Below are 23,125 nucleotides of genomic sequence, written 5' to 3' on the forward strand. Positions count from 1 at the left end.
GCAGCATAGTGCCAGTCCCAGACTATCGTGCCGGGTTGTTCTCGTTCGGGAGGATGGCCGCGGCGGCTCAGCTACGACGGTGATCCGACCGATTTCGTCCCTAACGCGCACGAGGCTAGGACAATTGACCGTCAGTGCACGGTCAATTGTCTGTGTACAAGAGAGCTCGACTCGGCGACGTAGGGATGATATGGCGATTGTCCTTGACACCGACCAATTTGATCCGCGCGACCGGGCGGATGTGGTGGCGGCTACCGCGCAGGCGGTGTCGGCACCGGCAGCCGTCGTACACACCCACTCAGACGGCCCGGTCTACGCACGCTTCGACGGCTGGCAACTCGGTCAGCTTCAGGTGCTGCGATCATCGGTCTCCGGGTTGCGCCTGACCCGAACATCGAAACAGATTCGGAATTCACCTAGTTCGTTGCTCGCGATCCAGCTACAACAGCAAAATACCTCACGTCTGACACACGCCGAGACTCAATATGAGGTCGCAGCGGGGCAGCTGGCCGTCATAGATTTCGATCTGCCTTACCACCTCGACTGGCGTGGCGGGAAAGGACTGGCAATGTTCGTTCCGCGCGATCACCTGGGTCTGTCGGCCGACACGATCCACGCCGCGCTGATCCGGCCACAACACAGTCCGCTTTATGGCATGGTCACCAATCATATTGCCCTGATGGGTAATTCAGTCGACATGCTCGAGGCCGATGCCGGGGCATCGACCCTAGGCGATGCCTTCGTAGAAATGACGCGTGCCTTCCTGACGTCGGCCGCCACCCTTGGCAGCGAGGACGGCACCGCCGTTCCTCAAGATATTCTGCTGGCCCAGATTCGCGAATACGTGCGTCGCCAGCTGTCCGACCCAGACCTGAGCCCGGCCACAATCGCCCGTGCCCACCATATTTCGATCCGCTACCTGTACACAGTGTGTGCTCGCGCGGGACTCAGCCCCGAACAGTGGATCATCACACAGCGACTAGACCGCGCACGTGGCGACCTCGCTCGATTCGACACTCGGCACCGATCCATCGCGGCGATCGCATACAGCCATGGCTTCAGAAGTACCTCGCATTTCGCTCGACGCTTCCGTGCCGCCTACGGTATGACAGCGAGGGACTGGCGCCGGGAAGCTCTTGAACAACCAAGCAGCACAGGGCGATCGAACACCAAAGGGCAATAGAAGTCAGCGCCGCCGGCGTATCGGGCATCCTTGGACGTCCCTGTTATCGGCGACCTCGGGATCGGCGCCTGGCCCGCAGGCGGCGGCCAGCCCGGCAACACATCATGGTGCAGATGCCGCTGCATTATTAGCCGATTATGTGATGTCCGCCCGGCGTGGGTGCCAGCCGAAGTTTCGGCCCCGACATAGGTGCAGTCGCCAACCACGCCCGGGTCCCGACCTCTATAGCTGGGGGTTGCAGCCGACGACCAGCCCGGAATCCGCTGCTGGTAGATAGAAGCTGCTTGTGACAACTACAAGCTCTCGATCCAGGGGGGCTCTGCGCTTGCACACACGATGTGTCCTAAGGGCGTGTCTCACTTGGCTGCAAAGCCTACGACCACACCGACCTGTGAGAATGGGTGCGCGACAGAGGAATCGCGGTGCGCATCGCCCGCAAAGGCATCGAATCCAGCCAGAAACTTGGCAAACACCGCTGGGTGATCGAGCGGTCGATCGCCTGGCTGTTCGGCTACCGCCGCCTCAACATCCGATACGAACGCTACGCCCACCACTTCTGCGCCTTCCTCACCCTCGCAGCCACACTCACCTGCTACAAGAAACTCGCGAAAGCGAAATCAGCGGCGCGATCGGCTGCGTGTGTGTCGCGCCGGTCCGCCATACCTGATGCACGATACTGACTTCTGCACGAGCCGTGCGCGCGGCACGCGACCTTGTGAAGCTATCGCGTGCTTCATGACTGAGATTCGTAATTGGGAATGGTAGGGCGCTCGGCGCGGACGTTGTCACGCATATCGCGCTCTCACGCTCCAAACCAATAGGATAGGAGTGAGTCATGTTGCGTCGTTTTTCCGTTCTCGGGACGGTCGGCGGTAGTGTCCTTGCGCTGGCCGTGGCGGCAACCCCGCCGAGCGCGATGGCAGGCCCGGCTATGGAATGGCACTCCGCCGCCCCGTTGCCCCACGCTCTCCAAGAAGTTGGCTCGGTGGCCTTGGGTGACTACGTCTACGTAGCGGGCGGGCTCGGCCTACCGACGGAACCGGGGATTCAGCAGGTGGTTTTCTCAGATGATCACCTGCGATTCGATACGAGGACCGGTAGCTGGCAGCAGTTGGCCCCGATGCCGATCGCGCAACATCATCTCCAGGGTGTCGTGGTCAACGGAAAGATCTACTACATCGGTGGCGAGGAGGGCCCGGCACTCATTCCCAACGGGCGCGTGTGGGAATACGACCCGGTGACCGACAGCTTCACCGAGCGTGCCCGCATGCCGCTGAATCGCACACGGGGTGCCGCAGGAGTCGCCGTCCACGAGGACAAGATCTACGTTGCGGGTGGTTACAACGGGATTCTCGCGGCACTGCCATATTTCGACGTGTACGACCCTGCAACCGACACCTGGACGCCTCTGCCGGATATGCCCAACGCCCGCGAACACCTTGGAGCTGTAGTGGTCGACGGCAAGCTCTACGCCGTCGGTGGGCGGTTCGTGATTCAGCCGGCGTTCATCAGGCCGACCGACGTGTTCGACTTCGGGACACAGACCTGGAACACAGGTTGGCCGATTCCGCGTGGTCGCGGAGGTCTGGGCGTGGCGGCGATCGGCGACAAGATATACGCTTTCGGAGGTGAGGGCGTCGGACCATCATTCGACTACACCGACGTTCTCGATACCGCCACCATGAGGTGGACGCAGAGGACGCCGATGCCGGTCGGGCGCCACGGCATTCAAGCGGCGGTAGTCGACAATCGCGTCGTCCTCGCCGGAGGTGCGGAAATCAGTGTGTATTGGCCTACAGCGGATGTCCAGGTGTTCCAGCCGTGACCGGGTATGTACGAACCGCCGCGGTGGTCTTCGTCGCCGCGGTCATGGCCGCGGCGGTGTTCGGTGCCGGTCGTATCACGGCCGACCGTGGGCCGATATCGGTGCCGAATCAGGTCGATACTGGGTTCGCTCAAGATATGCGTGAGCACCACAGCCAGGCGGCGACAATGTCGTTGGCGATCCTGGATCGGGCACAGAATCAAGAGGTTCGCCGGCTCGCGCTCGATATCGGCACGTCGCAACTGATGGAGATCGGGACCCTTGGTGGCTGGCTGACCATGTGGGCTCAACCGGAACAGAGCGATCATACGATGAGCTGGATGCCCGCCGATCCACAGCACACCGATCATTCGATGGGTATGGCATCGGGCCCCGATATGCAGAAGCTATCCACGCTCCCGGTCGTGGAAGCCGAACGACTCTTCCTGAAACTCATGCGGACACACCACCTTGCCGGAATACATATGACGCATGTTGCCCGAGACCGCGCGAACACCCCACAAATCAGGGATTTAGCCAGGACGATGGTAGCTGCGCAACAACTAGACGTCGCCCGTATCGATCACCTGGCATCCGTTCTCTGAACGTGACGCTCGCGAATCCCGCCCGGCGAACCCTTTTCCACTACAACGATTTCGCCCACATCGAACTGCGGCACCACCACCGCACCTGCACTACAGGTCCTGGATCTCACCTGCCTTCACCGGGTCGCGGGAGGAGATCGACGCGGCGTCGATACATGCCGAAGATGAGGGCACCTTAACGGGGCTGAATCATCTCCTGCCCTGCCGGGCCACAGGAAACTCGCGAAAGCGAAATCAACGACGTGAGACACGATCTAAGTGCTGTTTCGCACAGGGCATTGAGGGTCCTTAGGTAGGGCAGGGGGGATCCACGCCCTACCAGCGGGTTTCACTGCCGGGAGGGCGCAATTCGGATGGGTGCGGAGGCCGGTCGGGAGTCAGACGTAGAGGCTGACCAGTCCGCGCAGTGCCTTGATTTCTTTGGCCTGACTGGCGACCTGGACACGCAGGGTCTGGTTTTCCTGCTTGAGCGTGGAGGCCACGTCGCGCGGGTCGCTCGTGTGGTCGTGTGCCGGTTCGGTGGCCTTCACGGCGACCGAATGGATCTGCAACGGGGAGCGGGTGGCCTGGTGCTTTGCCTTCTTGATGGTCGGCGCGGCGAAGAGCTTGGCCTCCTTGGCCCACAGGTGCAGCGTGGAGACGGCGGGGCCGTTGTTGAATTGGCCGGCGACGGCGATTGCGGCTTGGTTCTGGTTCATGCCGTCGTCGCGGGCCTGTACGAGCAATTCCATGGCGGTGCTGCGTGTTTCGGGCGAGTACGGGGTGGGAAAAGGCATGGTTGTCTCCAGAAACATGGTGGTTGTGGGTTGTCGGGCGTGCGCCCGGAGTTATCCGGTGGCTCTGCGGAGCCGCTGCTCGTAGGCATCGAGGGTCATGCCGAGGAATGCGATCATTCGGCCGTTGTCTTCGATGCCGTATGCGCGGATGTGGTTCATCTCCGCGGTGAAGGCGTCCGGGCTGGGGCCGCCGGACTCGCGTGGTGGCCCCCGCCGGTGCGTCGACGTTTGGGCAAGTCGGTGTAGGCGATGTCCTCGTCGACTTCCCAAGGACCGCCATCTATTTGGGAGGCGAGCATCGCATCACCGGTATGCGGTCACGAGGGCTTTAATTCCGGTCGGGTCCGTTGGGGCAGGGCGCTTTAGCGCACATCGGTGAAGGGGGCGTAGGTGTCGGGGGTGAATTCGGAGCCCAAGCCGTAGATGCTGAGGGTCGATGCCCACCGGCCGCTGCGGTTGCGCCACACGTTGCCGTTCTTGTCCTTGACCGCGAGGTTTGTGGGGACCAGTGCCAGCCGGTTCCAGGTGCGCGGCGGCAGGATGGTGGCGGGGAACTTCGTGGCCGGCGGCGCGGTCCAGCCGGCCTTTTCGATGACGTCGAGGATCTGGTCCAGGCTGTTTCGCGCTGCGGTCTTGCCGGTGTCGGTGAGGTCGTTCCAGCTGCTGCGATAAGCCGTGCGGGTGCGTGCGGGGCCGTCCCAAATCTGCTTGGCGAGGGCGTCGCGGTGCTTGTCGCGGACCTGTGCGGTGCTGGTCGCGTCGTCGAGTTCCTTTTTCAGGGTGTCGAGTATCGGGTTTGTGATGATGGACCAGCCGAGGCGCTGGATGGTCTCGTCGAGCCACGTACGAGCTTTGGTGAGTTCGGCGTGGGTAAGGTTGCTCATGAGTTCCCTTGGTGTTGAAGGATTTCGGTGGCGATCTGACCGGCGAGGGGGCGTAGTGCGACCACTTCCCAGCCGGTCGCGGCTTCGATCCACATCTCGGCGTTTTCGCCTTCGACGCTGCACGAGTCCGGGAAGGTGGCGAAGTATTCGGCGATGACGCCGAGCACGAGGTTTTCGAGGTCTTGGTGCGCGACGGCGTTGGCCGTCACGCAGCGTCGAGAGCGTCGTCGTTGGTCGAGTAGTCGGGGTCCTCAGGTAGCCACAGTTCCGTGGTGGCTATGAGCACCGCTCGGGGTTTCACAAACTCAGGCACAGATACATACATACACCTAGAAGTTTAAAGGTGTATGGATTGACTGTTCAGGGGTGCGCTCATTCCCTACTACCGCTATGTCATGGCAGGCATTGCCTACGGGATGTACGCGTAGATGAAGGAGGACGTGCTGGCCGGAGCGCTGGAAGTGAAGCCGTTGTGCTGGACGGTGGCCTGCGCGTCCAAGCTGATCAAGCTGCCCGCGTTCAGCGTCCGGTTGGTAGCGCTGACGACGGCGGTGCCGGAGTCGTTCTGACCGATCGTCGTCGTGGTGCCGGTGACGGTCGCGCCGTCGATATTGAGCCGCAACGTAGCGTCAGTCGACCCGAGCTGTGGTCCAGTGATGACGAGAGCGGCGCTGATCGTGACGCCCTTGCCGGGGTTGGGCACCACCAACCTGTTCGAAGTCACGGCGCTTTTCGGGAAGTTGCCGGTATCTGCGGACCAACCCAGTACCTGTCCGTACGACGTAGGTGGGTTGAAGCTCGAACCAAGGACGGCTTTCACCGGCTCGAACTTCACGCCGGTCCACAGCACTGCGGTGCCGAGGCTGATGGTCTGGATTTCGGTGGCGCCGATCGAGATCTTGCTCAGCGCGTTCGCGCCGAGGGTGCCTGCCATCAGGCCGTCCTCAGATAGATGGTGTTGCTGTCCTTGACCCCGATGGCGGTGAACTGTGCTTCCGATCCGACCCAGAGTGTGAGGGTGCGGGCACCTGTGCTGTCGGAACCGCTGATGTATCCAGTCGCCAGCTTCGACAGGGCAATAGCGGCGCCGGGGGCGATCTTGGTGTTGGTGACGCTGCCGTCGGTCGGCACTCGCTGGTCGGAAAGGCGCGAATCATCGCCTGCGGCAGCGGTTCCGGTGGTGGCACCCAGCGTGAGGCTCGATGTTCCGGCGCCGAGGACCGAGCGTGCTGCCGCGGCCGTGGTGGCGGTGAGTACGGCGCGGCCGGTGGCGGTAGCGTCGGTGATGTCGGTGGTGCTGGTGCTCACCGCGCCGGTGCGTCCGTTGACGCTCGATACCGGTGATGCCGGGTAGGTGCGCTCGCGCCAGTTGGCGAGTTGGTTGGCGGGCTCGCCGATCAGTTGCCAGTCGGTGCCCTTATCGGTTCTGGTGCACCAGTCGCCCCGCTGTCCGGCTAAGGCCAGCATCGCTGTCTGGTTCGCCACCGCGCCGAGGAACTCGGTCAGTGCGATCGCGGGCAGGATGGCGGCAGGTAGCTTGCCGGTGCCGTCGACCTGGACTGCGGTGTCAGCAAGCGACAGCGAGGACTGTGCGGCGGAGTCCAAGTCTGCCTTGGGGATTCCAGCGCCGGGGCGTTGGTATGCGCTGTCGGCGCGACCCAGTGAATTCTGTACGCCGGTCGCCAGGTCGGCGGTCGAGATGCCACCGCTGGGGCGGGTGTATTTCGCGGCGACGTCGGCGACTTCTGCTTTGGTTGCCCATCCGGCGACGACGGGGTGTTCGAATGTGCCGCCGAGTTCGCCAGGTGCACCGCCGGGGAGCATGATGCCGCCCTTGATGGTTCGGTCGGCGTTGGGGATTCCGCTCGATACGGTCTCTGCGGCGTGCTCGGCCCAGTGTTGAGCGGTGGCTGCTGATTCGGCGGCATTCGTCTTCGACGTGCCTGCCGCAGTCGCGGCGGCAGTGGCGCTATCGCGGGCGGCTTGGGCGTCGCCGCGTGCCAGGGTCGCCGAATTCGCCGACGCGGCAGCATCATTGGCGGAGGTTTGCGCCGCAGAGCGGGCATCACCTGCTTGGGTGGCTGCTATGGCGGCGGCGGTGGCTTTGGTTGCGGCATTGCCGGATTCAGCGACGGCGGTTGTCGCGGCGGCGGCGGCCTGATCGCGTGCACCGCCTGCGTTCGTGGCTGCTGTGCTGGCGGTGGTGGCCGAGGTGGCGGCGGCTCGTGCTGAGGTGTCGGCAGCTGATGCGCCAGCGACCGCGACCCCCGCGGATGCGAGTGCTTCGTCCGCCTTGCTGGATGCGGTGGCTGCGGCGGAAGTCGCGTTGGACAGGGCCGGGACTGCGAGGTCGACTGGGGTCGGCCCGGACGACATTGCGAACCGTAAACCCGTTGCGGTGACGATGACCGAGTCGATACCACGCCCTGGCTCGCCTTGATCGCCACGGATGCGGATGCCCGCGCCTTTGGCGGGCCACGCCACGCCGGACCAGAAATAGACCAGATTGTCGTCCAGGACGAGGTAGCACGCGCCGCTGTCGTCGGGACCGAGGCCGGTGGGCAGCTGGGCGTAGGTGTTCTTGATCCCATTCATGGCGATGCCGTGCCCGTCTCGGCCGGGTACTGGGACCAGGACACCGCCTGTCGGCAGCGCTGGGCTTGCACCGAGAGTCGGGGTATTCGGTGGCAGGCCGATGATCACGTCAGCCATCTATTTCGCCTTCCACCGTTTGACCGCACCGACGGCCAGCGCATCAGGCTCGGCGGCGGGGTTGGCCTTGAACATGAGATAGACCGGGGTGCGGTCGGGAATCGGTGTGGCGATGTTTTCGCGCACGGTGAGGGTGGCCAGATCCTCTTGGATGGTGAAAGCCCATCGCGCAGGGGCGGTTTCGCTACCGACGAGTAGATAGAGTTCGCTACCCGCGGGGAAGTTGCCTGTCTGCCAACGGAATTGCCAGATCAGGCCGGAGTGGTTTTTGAGATGGACGACGAGCTTGGGTGCGCCGAGTCCGATTTCCCACCTATCGCTCATCGGGTTTCCCAGTCGGGGTCGTCGGCGGTGAGGGCTTCGGTCAGGTCGTCCATGTAGCAGCCGGTCATGCCGGGCTGGCACATCATCACGTAGAGGTCGCCGTACTTGTCGATCCGCTCGAGTGCCTCCATATCGCGCTGCATGTGCCTGGCGTAGGCGATCGTCGCGGCGTTCGTGGCGGCCTCGGTCGATGCGCCCTGGGGGTCGTAGTCGGGATCATCGGTTCTGATCGCCGCATACAGGCCGGGCACTGCATAGTTGTGGATGTACCGGCGTGCCGCCTCGAGATCCTGATGGCCGATGTAGCGGCGGCTGGCGAAGCCATCGAGTGCGTTGGCGACGAAGAATTCCTTGATGTGCTTGAGCTTGTCGGGCATGGCCTATCGCAATACGTAGAAGGGGACCTTGGACGATTCGTTGTATTTGAGGTTCTTCTCCTCGATCGAGGACGGCATGGCAGACCAGGCGCCCGAATAGCAGTACTGCGCGCGCGGAAACGCTTGTCCGGCAGCGGGAGTGATCTTGTTCATCGTGATGCACAAGAACGACGAGCACGTTTGCCCGAGCGAGGTGAGTTGCAGCGTGCCGACTGCGAAGACGTCACCTTGTTTCGCAGTGATCGAGGTTCCGAGATTGAACCTGTACTCGGTGTTGGTGGCGCCGAAGCTTCCGCGCATATCGACTGCCGCGGAGATCGGGTTGAGTAGCGTCACGTTGCCGGTCTTGGTGTCGACGGAGTACACGCCGATGTAAAACCCGTTGATGCCGAACGCCGTGATCGAATCGCCGGTGATGAACCCGACCTCTTTATAGGTGCGGTCGCGCTGGGCCTGGATGTAGCCCATTTCGAGGGTGCAGCCTCCGTGGCCGGCGGGTTGGTAGTCCGGGACCGTGCGCAGACTGTGGGAGTGGCTGCCGCCGCTGCTACCGCCGCCCGATGAGGTGGACGAGGCTGCGCCGAAGGTCAATTGCGAGCGAGGGAAGGTGGTGTCTTCGGTCTTGCCGAGTGACTGCCACATTGGCGAGCCGACCGGGACCTGAGTCAGGCTCGGCTTATCGCCCAACGGCTGTTCGACGTTGTCCTTGAACGTACCGCGCACGTCCTGGAACGACCTTTTGATACCACCGGTCATCACGGCGACCGCGGTGTCTTTGTTCAGGTCAGATCCGAACTTGGACCCGATCTGGAATGCGCCGTCCGGCGGCGTGCCTACCGGGAACGTCATGCCTGGGCTCCCCGATACTCGGCCAGTTCGGCACGCAGCGCAGCGATTTCCACACGGCTAGCGGCCAACTCTGCTTTCGTGGCAGCCAATTCTGTTCGTAGGGAGGCGATTTCGGATTGATAGCGGGTGGAGTCCTCGCGGCTTTGCCGAAGCACGCTGTCGAGCTGCGCGGCGACACCGGACAGCTGCACCGACAGCAGTTCGACGCGCTGATCGTTGAGCACCGCAGCGGCGGCCTCAATGCGGCCCAGGCGCTCGATGCGCCGGATCCGGAACCCGCCGACGAAGGCGAGGATGGGCCGCACAAGCTCACGGACTTTCGGCACGGCCGCCGCCGCGATCGTAAGGACCGCGACGACGACCGACGCCCACACCACCCACGGATGGGTGTCGGGCATAGGGTTACCGTGCCTCGCTCGATGCCACCGCTTCGCCTGCGATGTTGTGCAGCAGCGAAATCAGTGCAGCCAGGCCGGCGGCACCGAGGCTGGCGGTCCAATCGGCATCGAGCACGCCAGTGAACACCACCAGGCTGCCGGCCAGAGATTGGGCGAAGGTCTTAACCGCTCGCTTGCCAGAATCGAGCAGGCCCTCGCGAGTGAATACATCAGCCATATTCAGTTGTCCTTCAGTGCGTTTTAGTTCGTGGTCTTGTCAGGGCAGTCGGTGGCCGGACAGGCGCGGGCGCAGGCGGGTGCCTTCAGCTCGGCGAGTTTTTCGACCACGGTCTTGTTATCCAGCTCGGGCCACCCGCCGTACTGGCCGGCGTCGCGTTGGCCCACGCCACACAGCTGCTCACGCACGTCCTTCACGTCGCTGCCGATGGGGCCGACGTAGGTGGACAGGCACTCGTAGATCAGGGCCTTCAGATCTTCTGGGGTGTAGGGCAAGTCATCCTCCTGGGTGGTGCTGAAAAGGGCTTCAAGTCCGGCGCGTGTGCCGCGGAATGCGTTGACATCGAGGGCGTAACCGGCGACCTGGCCCTGGTCGGAGAACTGGTAGACACCGACGATGTTGCCGCCGTAGCCTGACCAGCCTTCGTGGGTGTCGCCGGGATACAGGGCGCTGGCGTGCCCGCTGCCCTCGACGTAGTTGCTCGACATCAGAGGCGGCAGACCCGAGAGGTCCGCGCGCCCGTAGTGGCCGTTCCAGAACCAGCGCGGCAGATAGACAAGGTTCACGTGGTACCCGCGGCGGCTGAATTCCGCGAGCATCTCCCGCGTCAGATCGATTCCACCGGAACCGAGTTCGACATCGAGCATCACTGGGATGGTCTTGTCTGGCTCGATGGCCGTGTAGTTGTCGACCTGGGCACTGGCCGAAACACCCTCGCGCACATAGTGATACGCGCCGAACAGCAGCCCATTGCGGCGAGCGCTGTCGCGCTGGTCGCGGTAGAACGGACTCCAGTAGTCATCACCTTCGGTGGCCTTGGCGATCACGTAGGAGAATCCTTCGGCCGCGACCTGAGCCATGTCCAGGCCCGCCTGATAGCTGGCGATATCGATGCCGAAGTGGGTAGACACCGTGTGTTCCTCCCTCGCCGGTGGAGTGGGTTCGGGTGCTTCGGCGCCGGGTTCGGTGGCTCCAGCCAGCCATGGCTGCGGGTCGATCTGGGATCCGGCCGCCCACACGCTGGGGTGTACTTCGAAATGGCAGTGCGGGCCGGTGGATTCACCGTTGCTGCCCACGTACGCGATCAATTGCCCGGCCACGACCTGATCGCCCTGACTCAGGCCGGTGGCGTAGGCGTCCCACATGTGCCCGTAGACCGTGGTGCCGCCGCCTGCCTCCTGCGGATGATCCAGCACGATCCACTGCCCGAACCCGCTGGCAGCACCGATATAGGCGACGGTGCCGGACTGAGCCGCGTAGATGGGGGTGCCGTCCGCGGCGGCGAAGTCCAGACCCAGATGCATCGCGCCCCAGCGGGGACCGAAACCGGACGCGATCGTATAAGTCCCCTGCTCGAGGGGCATGCAGCGAACCAACGAAAACTCCAACGACTAGGGAAGCGACCGCGGCGATGGCGGCGGAGAGAACCAAGACAAGGCCGGTACGCGACGGACCAGCTGTCCCGATTTTCACCCGGCGAGCAGGCAAGCGGTAGATGTTTGCCCGCCCGTCGGCTGGAACCGGTGGCACGGATTGTCAGGAGTTGAGCACGCGCGCTTCGTTGATCTCGACCTCGGGTTCGGAGATGTCGCCGCGCGCCCGGAACATCGCCAGCAACGCGACTCGCTCCTGATCGGTGAGGGTGTCGACGTCGGGCAGCACGATCGCCTCGGGCTCGGGAGTGTCCATGGGCACCCACCGCGATCCGGGGTTCCAATTGGTGACCGGGCCACGTGGGGGTCGCGCAAGCTTCTTGGTCTGCTTCGGCAGATCCTTCACATCGATCTTGCCGTGCTGATCGGCCCGCCGCGCTAGCCATGGGCCGAACCCGTAGCCGCACTCGACCAGGTGCTTGGAGATGATGCTGGCCCACGCCGGCGGGATCGGCACACCGGCCGGGCCTAGTCCCTCGACGTTCATCAACGCGGCGGCGAAGTGATCTTCCGGATCGTCGAAGTCGGTGTTTTCGAGAGTTTTGAACATCGAATGTTGCTTCCTTTATTCAGTTTTGGATCAGATGACGCCGAGGTCCTGGATGAGGCTGATGATTTCGCGCAGCTGCTCCCACGCCTTGAGCACGGGATCCTGTAGGTCGCGCTGGCCGATCGTGATCCGCCAGCCGGGGGCCTGCTCGCGATTCCAGGCCAGTGACACTTGCGAGACGCGATCGACGAACACTCGTCCCGGCGCCATGCCGCGCACGGTCGAGCCGACGCGATCGCCGAGGTAGAAGTGTCCGAATCCCTTGCCGCCGATATGGAACGGCGCACCATCGGCCACCACCACTTCATGGCTGGTCGTCTCGCGCGTCGCCCATTGGCCGGCTCGCATCGCTAGCAGCCAGCCCAGGCTGTATGCCTTGTCCGCGCCTTCCTGGAAGTGCTCGTGGTAGTGCGACCAGCCGGCCTTGGCCTTGCGGTCCGCGAACCCCCATCGGCCGAAACTGAACAGCACGTCGGTGTACAGCGGGGCCAGCAGCCGGTCTAAAGCCCCTCCCACCGGGGGTATGAACACGGCGGCGGCGATCAGGTCCCCTACGGTCTGCACGGCCGCGCCGATGAGTTCGTTCACGCCCGCAGGGCTGTGGCCTCCGGCTATGACGTTGGTCGCGGTCGCGGGTTTGACTGTGAATTCAGAGGTTTGGATGCCGGTGTGCGGTCCGTCTCTGTAGATCACCCACGGCGCGGCCGGCAGGGTGCCCTTGAACGTGGGGTCGTAGTACTCCGGCGGAATCGACGGGTCGTTGATGATGTCGATGCCCTCTTGCAGGCCGTCCTTGCCGATGTTGGCGAAGGCGCGCACCAGTCCGCCGAACAGGTCACCGAAAAAGCTTGTGCCCGTAGTGAATCCTGAGCGGTCTTCCAAATCGATGACCAAGCAGCCGTAGCGCAGGTTCGCGCCCGGCCACGGTTCAGGATCGCCGGGCAGGAACCGGCGGAAGGTCCACGTGAGCTGTGCGTCGGCCACGATCTTCTTCGACGCGTCGTGCAGGGACTTCATCCGCGAAATCACCAGCGCGGGCATGGAATTGTCGGAGCCGATCGCGTCGGGCTTGACCACCATCGACCACGTCGAGCGCCCTTCGGTGGGCCAGTAGGCCGGGTCGAGCGGGTCGGCTCCCAGGTCCCACCATTGGCCGTTGAGGCGCATGATGTTCAGGTGGGCCGTCAGCTTCAGTGCCCACTTCGCCGGGCCGAAGCAGTTGTGCACCGTAATGCCTTCTGCGACAAAGCGATGCGCGTCCTCGACGGCCATGTCGTAGACGTCTTCCTCACCGGCGTAGGTGAAGGACACGACACGTTCGGTCAGGCCGTGATCGGTGACGAGTTCTCCACCGACGCCGATGTTTTGGGCCTGAACCCATCCATTCGGGGTGAGGACTCGGTGATCTGCGGTGAGGCGTAGCGTCTTTCCGCTTTCGGTGACCAGGTCGTACACACCCTGCACGCCGGTGCGCCACGACCCGGTTTCCGAGCGGTGCGCTTTGCCGTCGACCAGCACTTCGCACGGGCGCCCGGCCAGATCCTTGATCGCCCGTAGTGCGGGTAATCCGTTCTCCCGCACTAGGATTCTCGTCTCACCGGACAGGCAGAACCAGAGCTTTGGGAACTGGACCTCCGGGGGGAGGAACGGGTTTGGGTAGCAGATAATGTGCAGAAGCTCGGCGTAGTCATGTCGGAACGCCATCGCGAGCACGCCGGTGCCGTCCTCGTTCTTGCGGACAGTGAACGAATCTAGGCGTCCTGACCAGCGAATATTGTCCTTGTCGACAGTCAGGTGGATATTGGACGTGGTGCGCTTGTCGAGGTTAACTACCCATTCGCTGATCCAGTAGTCAAGGGGCAGTTCGATGTTCGCCATACCGACGTCGTTATTGACCTCGGTGATCTCGGCGCTGATGATGTTGTTGACGCGACCACGCAAGGCCCAGTTGCCATCCCAGATCCGCACCAGCGGCGGGGCCAGGCGCTGATGGCGTTCCTTCGCGACGTCGGCCTTGAACTGGGCATAGGCGGCGTCGAAATCGATGGTGTCGACGCTCATTCGAGCCCCCACGGCCGCGACCACGTACGCGGGCAGCGCACCTGAACACCCACCCCCGCGTCAGCGTCGGTGACCGCTACTGGGAGCTGAATTGCCTTGGTATAGGCGGGAAGTGGGTAGTTGAACGTCACTCCGCCCATCAGCGACCACACCTGGCTGCCGGCCGGATCGCGCAACATGTCCTCGTGCGGATCGGTGTCGATCCGGAACACCTGGCCCGGCTTCTGCTTGGGCATCTGGATCTTGCGGGTCTTGTCGTCCTCGCCGCGCCCGAAGGTGCCGTCCCCGAAACTGAAGTCAGGGATCGTCCACCGGGCACCGCCTTGCAGCACCCACTTCATCCAGATCGGTTGGTCTGTAGGGTTTTCCACCGTGACGGCGCCCGTGCCTGAGGTGTCCGAGCCGAGCACCCAGGTGTCGGTGTGGTCGTCCTCGTACCACCACGGATCCCCGCTGACCACGGTCATGACCACCCGAGCGGACTTGAGCAAGTTCGGGTCACGCTCAGGCTTGAACTGTGGCTGCTCGCCCAGGCGCACCTTGAGATAGCGGCGACCCGATTCCTCGGTGGTGATCCAGATCTTCGTGTCGCGGTCGTAGCTCCAGGCTTTGCGCCACTCGCTGTCGTTGAATTGCCAAGTGTCGCCGTTGTATCCGTCGATCCAGACGCCGAAGACGATGTCGCGGCGCAGGAACCGGTGACCGGCGTAACTGGCACCGATTTGATGGGCGTGCTCGGTGTAGATGGTCTTGACGGGCGCGTCGAACAGGCCCTCGATATCGGTGCCGAGCAGGACGCCCTGATCGCCCTGGCCAGGACCGGAGATCGTGAACCAGGCTCCGTTGCAGCCCTCGACTTCGACGAGTGTGCGGTTATCCACGAAGGTTTCGCCTATTCAGTTGTTATTCAGTTGTGGGAGTGCGTGTTTCAACGCTTGATGTATGCCGCCGCGTTCTGCTGCTGGCGAATTGCGTTCTTGCGCAACGCTTCATCGATGTTTGTGACGTGGTAGTGGATGTGTTCCTCGACGACCTTCTGCGCGCCGGAGATGCCTTGCTGGACCGCGGTCTGCGCACCGGAGACACCCGAGTTCATCGCCTTGGCTGCCGAGCTGTTGTTCCACTCGTGCTTGATGACCTGGTTCAGCTGGTTGTCCGGGTCGTTCGCGGCCGAGATCGCCTGCGAGAGGAATCCGTTGCCCGAGATACCCAGGTCCGAGGTGAACTGGTTCCAGGTGTTTTTAAAGAACCCGCCGCCCTTGCCGTCGGTGCCCAGGGCGCTGTCCCAGATCGCCTTGTAGTGCTGGGGATCTCGGGTGGTCATCGCCGCGGTCCGATATGCCTCCTCGGCCGCATCGGTAGGCGAGGTTGTCTGGGGCTGGATCGATCCGGCCGGGCTGGCGTTGGGGTCGGGCTGGTCGAGGTCGGACGGCGTGGTGGCACCGGGGGTGTCGGTCTTGGTGCCGCTGTTGCCGGTCGCCAGACCCGTCGCGGCCGAGTCCGGATCAGGTTGGGTCTGGGTGATGTCACCGTCGGGGTTGTCCGTGGGTACCTGGGTTGCGCCCAGCTCACCGGTAGCCAGGCCGTTCTTGGCGTCGGCGAGGACATCGGGATCGGGTTCGGTGCCCTTGCCGGAGCCGCTGCTGGACATCCCGGCACCGGTGGTGTCGGGATTGTTCTGCGGTGCGGGCTTCTGATCCTTGGGGTTGCCGGTCTTGGCCTGCGACAGCGTCTTGATCGCGTTGGCTGCTGCTGCCACGACCTGAGTGAGGGTGTCGACGAATTCCGAAGGGCCAGAAGGGATACGGAAGGTCTTCATCCCCGGTATGGCACCCGACAGGCTGCTGAGCTGGCCCACCATGTTCTGCCACTGCTCGTTGGTGAAAACGGGCTCGGACTTGCCGGACAGGTTCCATCCCCAGCCGCCATGAGGCAGCCAACCGCCCTGGTCATAGCCGTGCCCTTGACCCCACATGGTGCCCAGGTCATCGCCCCAGCGCGCCCGGTAGTAGCGCAGCGCCGCCGAGATGTTCGCGTCGACGTTCGTACGGTCGTTGGGTAGTGCGGGATTTCGATAGGCGGCGAAAGTGCCAGGGATGACCTGCAAGACGCCGACGCCTTCATTTCCGCCGCTGTTGATGTCCTGGATCTGCTGGATGACGTTCGGATCGCCGCCCGATTCCGAGCTGATCTGCGCCAAGGTCAGCCGGATATTGCGCTCGTCAGCCGCCCAGCCCTCGCGCTCGAGGGCCGCGATGACGTTCGGGCGCCACTGCTGGGCACCGGCAGCGATATCGAACGGCGTGATTCCCGCGTCCTGGGAATTGCCGATCGCGGTGGTGAGCTGGTTCATCACCGCGGCGAACATGGCGTTGGGGATCTGCTCCACCGCGGAGTTGCCCACCTTGGGCATGGACTGGCGCAGCGTGGCCAGCGGCTGCCACAGCAACTGCTGAATCCGGCTCGTCGCCGCGGCGTTCCCGTCCCACCCCTCACCAGGGATGGCGGTCCCGGTGACGTTGCCCAGTGCCCGCGCCAGAGCCCAGTGCACGTGGGAACGATGGTCGGCCATGGTCGTCGAGCCGTAGGCTCCCTCGCCGTCACCGACATAGGCCCTGTTGAGGATGTTGTGGCCAAACGGCTGATGGATCAGTTCCAGCGTGGAGGCAAGGAAGTTGCTGGCGATCCACGACGACAGCTTCTGCATGCCGGGGGTGTCATCGGTGCCGTCGGAAAAGTCGCCGGCCTGGCCGGTCGAGTGATAGGAACCGGGCTCGTTGCGATATCCCGAGGTGAGCTGAATGTTGGGGAATCGCTCGGTGATCACCGACTTCATCCAGTCGACAATCGGACCGTTGCCCGTGGCCTGCGGGACGACGCCGCCGGTCTGGAACGCGCCCGCGAATCGCTCGCCGAGTCCGGAGATCCGTTGCTGGACTGCGGAAATGCCGCCGGAGCGGGCTGCGGCGTTCATGCCGTGGACCCAGTCCGGGCCGACCGCGCGCACGAACTCCGGCCGCATGATGCCTTCGCCGCCACCGACCGCGATGATCTGGTTGTCGACGCCAGGGGTGTAGCCGGGGATGACACCGCCGGTTTGGTAGCCGCTGAGCGGTGTGAAGTCGCCCTTCCATTCCGGCAGTGAGGGAAGGATGGCCCGCACGGAGTTCCACGCGTTCTTCAGGCCGCCGTCGAAGACGGACTGGATAAGCCAGTTGATCGGATCCGCGACGGCCTTCTTGATGCCAGCGAAAGCCGTGCCGATCGCGGCGACCTTGCTGGTGAAAGCCGCTTCCACGGGATCTAGCGCGGCGGTCAGTTTCGGCAGGATCTCGGCGTTGAGCTTGCTGATGTCGGATTCGATGCCGGTCAGCAGCCCGCCCCAGGACTTCAGGGCTCCGTTCTCGCCTAGCAGGCCCTCGAACGCGTCCTTGAGCCCTGTGATCGCGGTGCCCAGTTCCTCGACGGGAGCCTTGGCAGCTTCGGCGGGGCCCTTGGCGTCGCCCAGCCCTTGATTGAGCGAGGTCAGCGCGGCGGCTGCGTCGATCAGCGCGGTCTTGAGCTTGGTGACGACGTCGATGAACTCGTTGTGCGCCTTGGTCGCCGCGGCGTAATCGGGTGCCGGAACCTGGCCCTGCGGGGCGGGGTTCTGCTTCGGGTCCAGGATCGGCAGTGGAGCAGCAGGGTTCTGCCCGTCCTTGTTCTCGGCCGGCGGCTGATCCGCGGGCGGTGCCACGGGGTTCTTCACCGCGTTCGGATCGAGCCAGGTCGGGATTTCCTGCTTGTTGGTCGCCTGCTTCTCGAAGCTGTCGGCGGCGAGTCCGTAGTGGTTGAGCAGGTTGTCGATCGCGGACTGCTCGCTGGTGTACATCGAGATCCGCGCACGGACGGCTGCGGTGATGTCGGCGGTGGCGGCCTTGGCCTGGGCGCGTGCCTCTTCCTCGGTCTTGCCGTGCTGCTTGGCCGAGTAGTACGCCGAGGACGCCTGTTCGTCGTAGGCGTCCTTGATCGACTTGATCTCGTCGTAGAGGCGGCTGCCGGCTTCGGAGGCTTTGGTGTCGATGATGCCTTCGGCGGTGATGTCGACCTGGCCCTTGCCGTTGAGGTCCAGATTCGCCAGAGCGCGAACGGAATCGGCGGCGCTCTTGTTCGCGTCTTCGTAGGTCAGCCAGTTCTTGTTCTGGCGGGCGAGGGCATCGCTTAGCTGCTTGACCGCGTCGGCGGCGTCGCGGTTGCCGTCGGCGATCGCCTCCATCGCCGTCTTGACCGAGTTGGCCGAGGAGGCGGTGTCGATGATCTCCTTGCGCATCCGGTCCATCTCGTCGGCGGCTTCCTTGCCGCCGTCCTTGATGCCCAAGAGCTTGGTGCGGAACTCTTCGAACTTGGCGTTGTTGCCGGTCAGCGCGTTGGTGATCTGGGTTTCGCTGTAGCCGGTCTTGGCGATCGCGTCCTTGAGCGTTTGGGCCGCGGTGGCGTTGTCGTTGAGGATCTCCGCGTCGGTCCGGAGGTAGGTGCCGTCGGGCCGCTGATGACGGGTCTGGAATCGGCTGACGGTCCGGTCCCAGCCGCTCGAGCGGTCGTCGATCGTGTCCTGGAGGCGTTTCTGGTAGTCCTGGTACTGCCCCAGGACCGTGCCCTTGACCTCGTCGTTGATCGCGCCACCGGACGCGCCGAGCTGGGTGTTGAGGTCTTCCTTGAACTTGATGCCCATCTGGCGGGCTTGCTCGGTGCGCTTGTTGAGATCGTCGATCTTGCGGTCGGTCTCATCGACGCTCGACATCACCGAGGTGACGACAGCGATCGCCGCGACCGCGCCCACGCTGAACCAGCCACCCATGGATCCGACGAGGCTGTTCACGCCACGGGCGATCCCGGTGAACGCCTTGGTGGCCGTGGTCTGGATGCCGGCGAACGCGCCGCTGACCATGCCCTGCATCCGGCTCAGACCGGGGCGTAGGCGCTCGGTGTTGCTGACGGTGTCGTAGGTGCCGCGGACCGAATCGCTGATGTCGCGGAAGTGGCCGCGAGCGTTGCCGGCCCCGGTCCTGATGGCCGCGAACGCGTCGGCGACCTTGGACTTGATGTCGGCGAAGGTCCCCGACAGGGATTTCATCGTGTAGAGCGCCGCGAATGCGGTCAGCAGCCCTTCCACGACTGTGGCGGCCGGCCCGAAGGACATGACCGCGCTCACCACGGACTGGATGGCCTCGGCCAGTTGCTGGGCGATATCGAGGGTGAACCCGAAATTGTCCAGGACCGGGCCTGCGAGCTGGGTGAACGCCGAGACGAGCGAGGTCACCGTGCCCCAGAGCTGGGTGACCTTGTCGTTGATCGCGGTGAACACGCGGCGGATGGACTCGGCGCCCTCGGCGGACTTGGTCCACGCCTCGAACTTGGCGGTGGACTTGTCGAGGCTGGCCAGCAGGCCGTCCCCGTCACCGCGCAGCGCCTGGAAGAACCCGCGCAGCCCACCGAAGGTGTTGGCGATGACGCGGCCGAACTGCTGCATCTTCTCGATGCCGCGGTCGATGGCCAGATTCAGCTCACCGGTTTCGCGGGCCGCGGAGACCCGGTTGGAGAATCGGTCGGTCGACTTCGCCAGCGCCTCACCCAGGCGCGGCAGTACCGCCGAACCCGCCGTGGTGAGGTCGATGAAGATCTGCGACATCGGCGCGGCGGCCTGCGCCAGCCCACGGAATCCGCCGGCGGTGTTGGCCAGGAAGGTCGCGAAATCGCGCTGTGCGGCGGTCGTGTTGAACACCGACAGGGACTGCTTGAGCCCGGAGTTGAGTTCGGTGTTGATCGCGGCGAACCCGAGCCGCATCAGCGGCAGATGCTTGGTCGCCACATCCCGGAACAGCGGACCCACACCGTTGGCGAGCGCGTCTTCGGCGTCGTGGCGCAGCGAGGTCCATTCCGGGCCGAGGGAGCGAACCTGCTGGACGAAGTCCTTCGCGTTGGGGGCGAGCTTGTCCAGTTCCTCCTGGAACTTCTTCGACGTGGCGCTCTGCCCGAGATCGCGCAGCATCTTCTGCTGGTTGCGCAGCGCATCGTCGTAGGACTCGACGGCTTGGCGGATCCGCCGCTGAGCATCGTCGTTGGAGTCGGCGACCTGCTGGACGATGACGCCGACCTGCTCTTGGGATTCGGCCAGGCGCTCATTGGCATCGATCAGCGCTTCTTTGGCGGCCAGGACCTGCTCGTCGCCCTCGACGCCCTTGGCACTGGCATTGGCTGCGTCGTCGTGAGCCTTCTGATTGGTCTTGGTCGCTTGGTCGGCGTTGTAGTTCGCCTCGTCGCGGTTGTAGACGGCCTCGGCGATATCGAGCCAGTCCGCGCTCGGATCTGCGGAGGTCTTCCACAGGTTCTTCTCCGCGCGCAGCGCCGCGAGCTTCGCGCCACGCTCGGACAGGGCCGTGCCCTTGAGCGCGTCGTTGAGGTCGCGAATCTTCTCCGCGGCGGCTTCACGCGCCTTGGTCAGCGACTTCTGCGCGTCGGTGCTGTTCCTCAGCGCGGTCTGCACGGTCTTTTCCGCACCGGCGACCTGGCGGGCACCACTCGCGGCGGTGCGGTCCGCATCACGGCGGGCGACGGCGAGGTTGTCGGTGGCCGTCCCGACCTGCCTGATTGCATCGGCCTGCTTGTCGGCTGCGTCCTCCTGGTCAGTTGCGGAGGTCTTACTGGCCTGACCGGCTGCCTTGAACGCGCTGACGATGCCCTTGCTGCCGATGACCAGAGCAGCGATACCGGCACCCGCGGCGGTGACGACCGCAGGAACGGCCGCCAGCGACGCCATGGCCTGACCCAGAGCCGAGATCAACGGCATCAGATTGACCGCGCCGAACGCCGCCATCGCCACCGCCGAGGACGTGGCGATCTGGCCGACACTCGACAGGTATCGGCCCATGAAGATGAGCTTGTTGTTGAGTGCGTCCCACTTCTCGCCGACACCGAGGTTGATCCGCTCCATGCCGCGCAGCAGCGGGTTGCGGGTCGACTGGTTGTTCAGATTGGTGCGGGCGTGGTTGTAGAGCGTCCGCGAGCCTTCGTAGCGGTTCTCGACCGAGTTGAGGCGTCGGTAGTAGTCGACGCGGTTACTCAGTGCGCGATTGAGACGCTCGTTGGCCGAGGTCAGTTGCGCGGTGTCGCCGGTGCCGGCCTGTTCCACGCGTTGGCGTGCCACAGCCGCGGAGGTGACGGCCTGCTCGATGCTCGCGCGCTGCGACAGCAAGGTCTTGTACTGCTGCTGGTCGCGATCGACGGTGGTCGCAGCGAGAGTCGCGGCGCGGATCGCGTCCTTGTCCGACTTCAGGACCGGGCGGCGGCGATCATTCCAACCCTGCTTGACTTCGCGTTCGACCTGATAGAGGTGCTCGTCCTTCGAGCCGAGTTCGACGGGATTGCCCATCTGCGCGCGCATGGACGCGGTTTGGCGGGCGATGAGGTCTCTGTAGAAGTCCTCATCGTGCGGGGCGACTTTGCGGACATCGCGGAACTCGTCGCGCAGCTTTTCCACATCGGCGCGGGCGCGTCGCAGCGGCTCGCGGGCAGCCTCGTATGCGCGGCGCGCGGTGTCGGAGCGGTCGCGGGAGGTGTCGAGGTTGGTCCGTGCCTTACTGCGGCCACTGGAGCTGGCGCGCCGGTCACCGAGCACCTTCGCCGCGTCGGCTTCGACCAGCTGTTCGGCCTTCTGCGCCCGGATGACCGCGGTGTGCAGGCGCTTGATGTCGCCGATGGCCTTGTCGTGCTGCTTGGCGGCATTGCGGTAGCGCTTAGCTGCGGCGTCGCCGTCCTGAGTCAGGATGCCAGCGGCGGTGATGTCCTGTTCTGCGGCGCTGAGGCGGCTCGCGCGTGCTCGACCGGTCCGACCAGCCGCAGTGCGGGAGTTCTCGGCCTCGTCGGCGAGCTTGCGGCGTTCCTGCTCGACGCGCTCGGTGTACTTGAGCGAGTCGCGGAATTCGTCGTGTAGTCGCTTCGCGTCGGCACGGGCACGTTGAAGTGGTTCGCGGGCGGCGGCGTAGGCGTCCTGGCTGGAATCGACGCGGCGCTGCGCGGCATCGACTCGCCGAGTAGCGCCGCGCTTGGCGCGATCGCTGAAACCGCTGTCCGGATCCAGGATCGGCGCGGTCTGATCGATGGTCTGCTTCTGCGACTGCTGGGCATCACGCAGCGACGTGTGCAGCCGCTTGATCTTGGCGATCGCCTTGTCGTGCTCCCGCGCGGCATTGCGGTACTGGCGGGCGAAAGCCTCGGAATACTCCGAAAGTGGGCCAGCACCAGAGATATTCGTGTCGGCCTCGAGCGAGCGGCTCGCCCGTTGAGTGCGCCGTTGTGCTGCGGCCTCGGCGGCAGATCGAAGACGTTCACGTGTCGGCGCGGCCTTGGTGTCGGCCTCGGAGCTGGCCTTCTCGCGCAGCTCTTCGCGCAGGGTCCGGGCGCGTTCCTTGGCGCGAGCGTCGGACAGGATCCGCTCGGTGCTGTTCTGCGCGCGTGCTCTCGCCCGCGCCTTTTCGTTGGCGATGCTGCGGGCCAGCCTCGCCTGCTCGTCAGCGGCGAGCGTGTCCTTGGTGCGACGAGGCCGTTGGCCTGGCCGGGATTCGGCTTTGTCGAGTTCTCTTCGGCGGGCTTCGGATTCGGCGCGGGCATTGCGAGCACCGCGTTCGCGGGAACGGCGCTCACCCTCGCGGTCGGCCCGATCGTCGTGCGCGGCGCGACGCCGTTCGTCTCCGTCGTTGTAGCCGTCCCGGAACGCTTCGCCGTGCTCGCGGCCCCGCGCGTAGGCGTCGTTGACTTGCTCGGCGTGACGCTCCGCGCTCTTGTTGAGGCTGGCCTCGAGCTCGCGGACCGCCTTCTCGATCTTGTCTTTGAAGTTGGTCAGGTCCGGGGAAACGGTGATCTTGATATGACCAGCGGTAAACGCCATTTGCCCGAACCCTTTATTCAGTTGTCGAT

The 23,125-nt window shown here is 64.4% G+C and carries 19 protein-coding genes; 4 read left to right on the forward strand and 15 right to left on the reverse strand.

The window, feature by feature from the left end; all coding sequences use genetic code 11:
• Positions 1–190 precede the first annotated feature (190 nt).
• The 4 genes from ACQPW1_RS09905 (at position 191) to ACQPW1_RS09920 (ending at position 3,592) form a co-directional block, all read left to right on the forward strand.
• On the forward strand, positions 191–1,183 hold the full coding sequence (locus ACQPW1_RS09905) for a helix-turn-helix domain-containing protein (protein ID WP_433662425.1): 993 nt from the start codon (positions 191–193) through the stop codon (positions 1,181–1,183).
• 401 nt (positions 1,184–1,584) lie between these two features.
• Entirely contained in the window at positions 1,585–1,863 is a 279-nt protein-coding gene (locus ACQPW1_RS09910; RefSeq protein ID WP_433662426.1) for a transposase, read from the forward strand.
• Between the two features lie 155 nt (positions 1,864–2,018).
• Entirely contained in the window at positions 2,019–3,008 is a 990-nt protein-coding gene (locus ACQPW1_RS09915; protein ID WP_433662427.1) for a Kelch repeat-containing protein, read from the forward strand.
• A gap of 23 nt (positions 3,009–3,031) precedes the next feature.
• Positions 3,032–3,592, forward strand: a complete 561-nt coding sequence (locus tag ACQPW1_RS09920) for a DUF305 domain-containing protein (protein ID WP_433662428.1) — start codon at positions 3,032–3,034, stop codon at positions 3,590–3,592.
• Between the two features lie 377 nt (positions 3,593–3,969).
• Here ACQPW1_RS09920 and ACQPW1_RS09925 read toward each other — a convergent pair whose 3' ends face one another.
• From ACQPW1_RS09925 to ACQPW1_RS09995, 15 genes are all read right to left on the reverse strand, one after another.
• Complete coding sequence (locus tag ACQPW1_RS09925; protein WP_433662429.1) at positions 3,970–4,368, reverse strand: hypothetical protein; 399 nt, start codon at positions 4,366–4,368, stop codon at positions 3,970–3,972.
• Positions 4,369–4,730: 362 nt separating this feature from the next.
• A complete protein-coding gene (locus ACQPW1_RS09930; RefSeq protein ID WP_433662430.1) occupies positions 4,731–5,252 on the reverse strand; it encodes a hypothetical protein in 522 nt (173 codons plus the stop codon).
• A complete protein-coding gene (locus tag ACQPW1_RS09935; RefSeq protein WP_433662431.1) occupies positions 5,249–5,461 on the reverse strand; it encodes a hypothetical protein in 213 nt (70 codons plus the stop codon). The genes ACQPW1_RS09930 and ACQPW1_RS09935 overlap by 4 nt, the downstream gene beginning before the upstream one ends.
• A 200-nt stretch (positions 5,462–5,661) precedes the next feature.
• Entirely contained in the window at positions 5,662–6,186 is a 525-nt protein-coding gene (locus tag ACQPW1_RS09940) for a hypothetical protein (RefSeq protein ID WP_433662432.1), read from the reverse strand.
• Complete coding sequence (locus ACQPW1_RS09945) at positions 6,186–7,964, reverse strand: phage upper tail fiber protein (RefSeq protein WP_433662433.1); 1,779 nt, start codon at positions 7,962–7,964, stop codon at positions 6,186–6,188. Before ACQPW1_RS09945 ends, ACQPW1_RS09940 begins: the two co-directional genes overlap by 1 nt.
• Complete coding sequence (locus tag ACQPW1_RS09950; protein WP_433662434.1) at positions 7,965–8,288, reverse strand: LtfC-like domain-containing protein; 324 nt, start codon at positions 8,286–8,288, stop codon at positions 7,965–7,967.
• On the reverse strand, positions 8,285–8,665 hold the full coding sequence (locus ACQPW1_RS09955; RefSeq protein ID WP_433662435.1) for a hypothetical protein: 381 nt from the start codon (positions 8,663–8,665) through the stop codon (positions 8,285–8,287). Before ACQPW1_RS09955 ends, ACQPW1_RS09950 begins: the two co-directional genes overlap by 4 nt.
• Before the next feature lie 3 nt (positions 8,666–8,668).
• On the reverse strand, positions 8,669–9,514 hold the full coding sequence (locus ACQPW1_RS09960; RefSeq protein WP_433662436.1) for a hypothetical protein: 846 nt from the start codon (positions 9,512–9,514) through the stop codon (positions 8,669–8,671).
• Positions 9,511–9,912 carry a hypothetical protein gene (locus tag ACQPW1_RS09965; RefSeq protein WP_433662437.1) on the reverse strand — a complete coding sequence of 134 codons (402 nt, stop codon included), beginning with the start codon at positions 9,910–9,912 and terminating at the stop codon, positions 9,511–9,513. The genes ACQPW1_RS09960 and ACQPW1_RS09965 overlap by 4 nt, the downstream gene beginning before the upstream one ends.
• Positions 9,913–9,916: 4 nt before the next feature.
• Entirely contained in the window at positions 9,917–10,129 is a 213-nt protein-coding gene (locus tag ACQPW1_RS09970) for a holin (RefSeq protein ID WP_433662438.1), read from the reverse strand.
• Between the two features lie 23 nt (positions 10,130–10,152).
• Positions 10,153–11,493, reverse strand: coding sequence for a peptidoglycan DD-metalloendopeptidase family protein (locus tag ACQPW1_RS09975; protein ID WP_433662439.1), 1,341 nt, complete (start codon positions 11,491–11,493; stop codon positions 10,153–10,155).
• A gap of 172 nt (positions 11,494–11,665) precedes the next feature.
• Complete coding sequence (locus ACQPW1_RS09980) at positions 11,666–12,112, reverse strand: phage gene 29 protein family protein (RefSeq protein ID WP_433662440.1); 447 nt, start codon at positions 12,110–12,112, stop codon at positions 11,666–11,668.
• A 30-nt stretch (positions 12,113–12,142) separates the two neighbouring features.
• Positions 12,143–14,197: a Hint domain-containing protein gene (locus tag ACQPW1_RS09985; protein ID WP_433662441.1), complete on the reverse strand. Its 2,055-nt coding sequence runs from the start codon at positions 14,195–14,197 to the stop codon at positions 12,143–12,145.
• On the reverse strand, positions 14,170–15,054 hold the full coding sequence (locus tag ACQPW1_RS09990; protein WP_433662442.1) for a phage tail protein: 885 nt from the start codon (positions 15,052–15,054) through the stop codon (positions 14,170–14,172). Before ACQPW1_RS09990 ends, ACQPW1_RS09985 begins: the two co-directional genes overlap by 28 nt.
• A 47-nt stretch (positions 15,055–15,101) precedes the next feature.
• Positions 15,102–23,096, reverse strand: a complete 7,995-nt coding sequence (locus ACQPW1_RS09995) for a hypothetical protein (RefSeq protein ID WP_433662443.1) — start codon at positions 23,094–23,096, stop codon at positions 15,102–15,104.
• Between the last annotated feature and the right edge of the window lie 29 nt (positions 23,097–23,125).

The organism is Nocardia sp. CA-128927 (assembly GCF_050955855.1).
In the GTDB taxonomy this organism is placed as follows: domain Bacteria; phylum Actinomycetota; class Actinomycetes; order Mycobacteriales; family Mycobacteriaceae; genus Nocardia.

Coding starts and splice junctions, on each gene's coding strand:
- ACQPW1_RS09925 (WP_433662429.1), bottom strand. CDS start 4,368: ATGCCTTTTCCCACCCCGTACTCGCCCGAAACACGCAGCACCGCCATG.
- ACQPW1_RS09905 (WP_433662425.1), top strand. CDS start 191: ATGGCGATTGTCCTTGACACCGACCAATTTGATCCGCGCGACCGGGCG.
- ACQPW1_RS09960 (WP_433662436.1), bottom strand. CDS start 9,514: ATGACGTTCCCGGTAGGCACGCCGCCGGACGGCGCATTCCAGATCGGG.
- ACQPW1_RS09980 (WP_433662440.1), bottom strand. CDS start 12,112: ATGTTCAAAACTCTCGAAAACACCGACTTCGACGATCCGGAAGATCAC.
- ACQPW1_RS09945 (WP_433662433.1), bottom strand. CDS start 7,964: ATGGCTGACGTGATCATCGGCCTGCCACCGAATACCCCGACTCTCGGT.
- ACQPW1_RS09950 (WP_433662434.1), bottom strand. CDS start 8,288: ATGAGCGATAGGTGGGAAATCGGACTCGGCGCACCCAAGCTCGTCGTC.
- ACQPW1_RS09955 (WP_433662435.1), bottom strand. CDS start 8,665: ATGCCCGACAAGCTCAAGCACATCAAGGAATTCTTCGTCGCCAACGCA.
- ACQPW1_RS09940 (WP_433662432.1), bottom strand. CDS start 6,186: ATGGCAGGCACCCTCGGCGCGAACGCGCTGAGCAAGATCTCGATCGGC.
- ACQPW1_RS09930 (WP_433662430.1), bottom strand. CDS start 5,252: ATGAGCAACCTTACCCACGCCGAACTCACCAAAGCTCGTACGTGGCTC.
- ACQPW1_RS09995 (WP_433662443.1), bottom strand. CDS start 23,096: ATGGCGTTTACCGCTGGTCATATCAAGATCACCGTTTCCCCGGACCTG.
- ACQPW1_RS09965 (WP_433662437.1), bottom strand. CDS start 9,912: ATGCCCGACACCCATCCGTGGGTGGTGTGGGCGTCGGTCGTCGTCGCG.
- ACQPW1_RS09975 (WP_433662439.1), bottom strand. CDS start 11,493: ATGCCCCTCGAGCAGGGGACTTATACGATCGCGTCCGGTTTCGGTCCC.
- ACQPW1_RS09970 (WP_433662438.1), bottom strand. CDS start 10,129: ATGGCTGATGTATTCACTCGCGAGGGCCTGCTCGATTCTGGCAAGCGA.
- ACQPW1_RS09915 (WP_433662427.1), top strand. CDS start 2,019: ATGTTGCGTCGTTTTTCCGTTCTCGGGACGGTCGGCGGTAGTGTCCTT.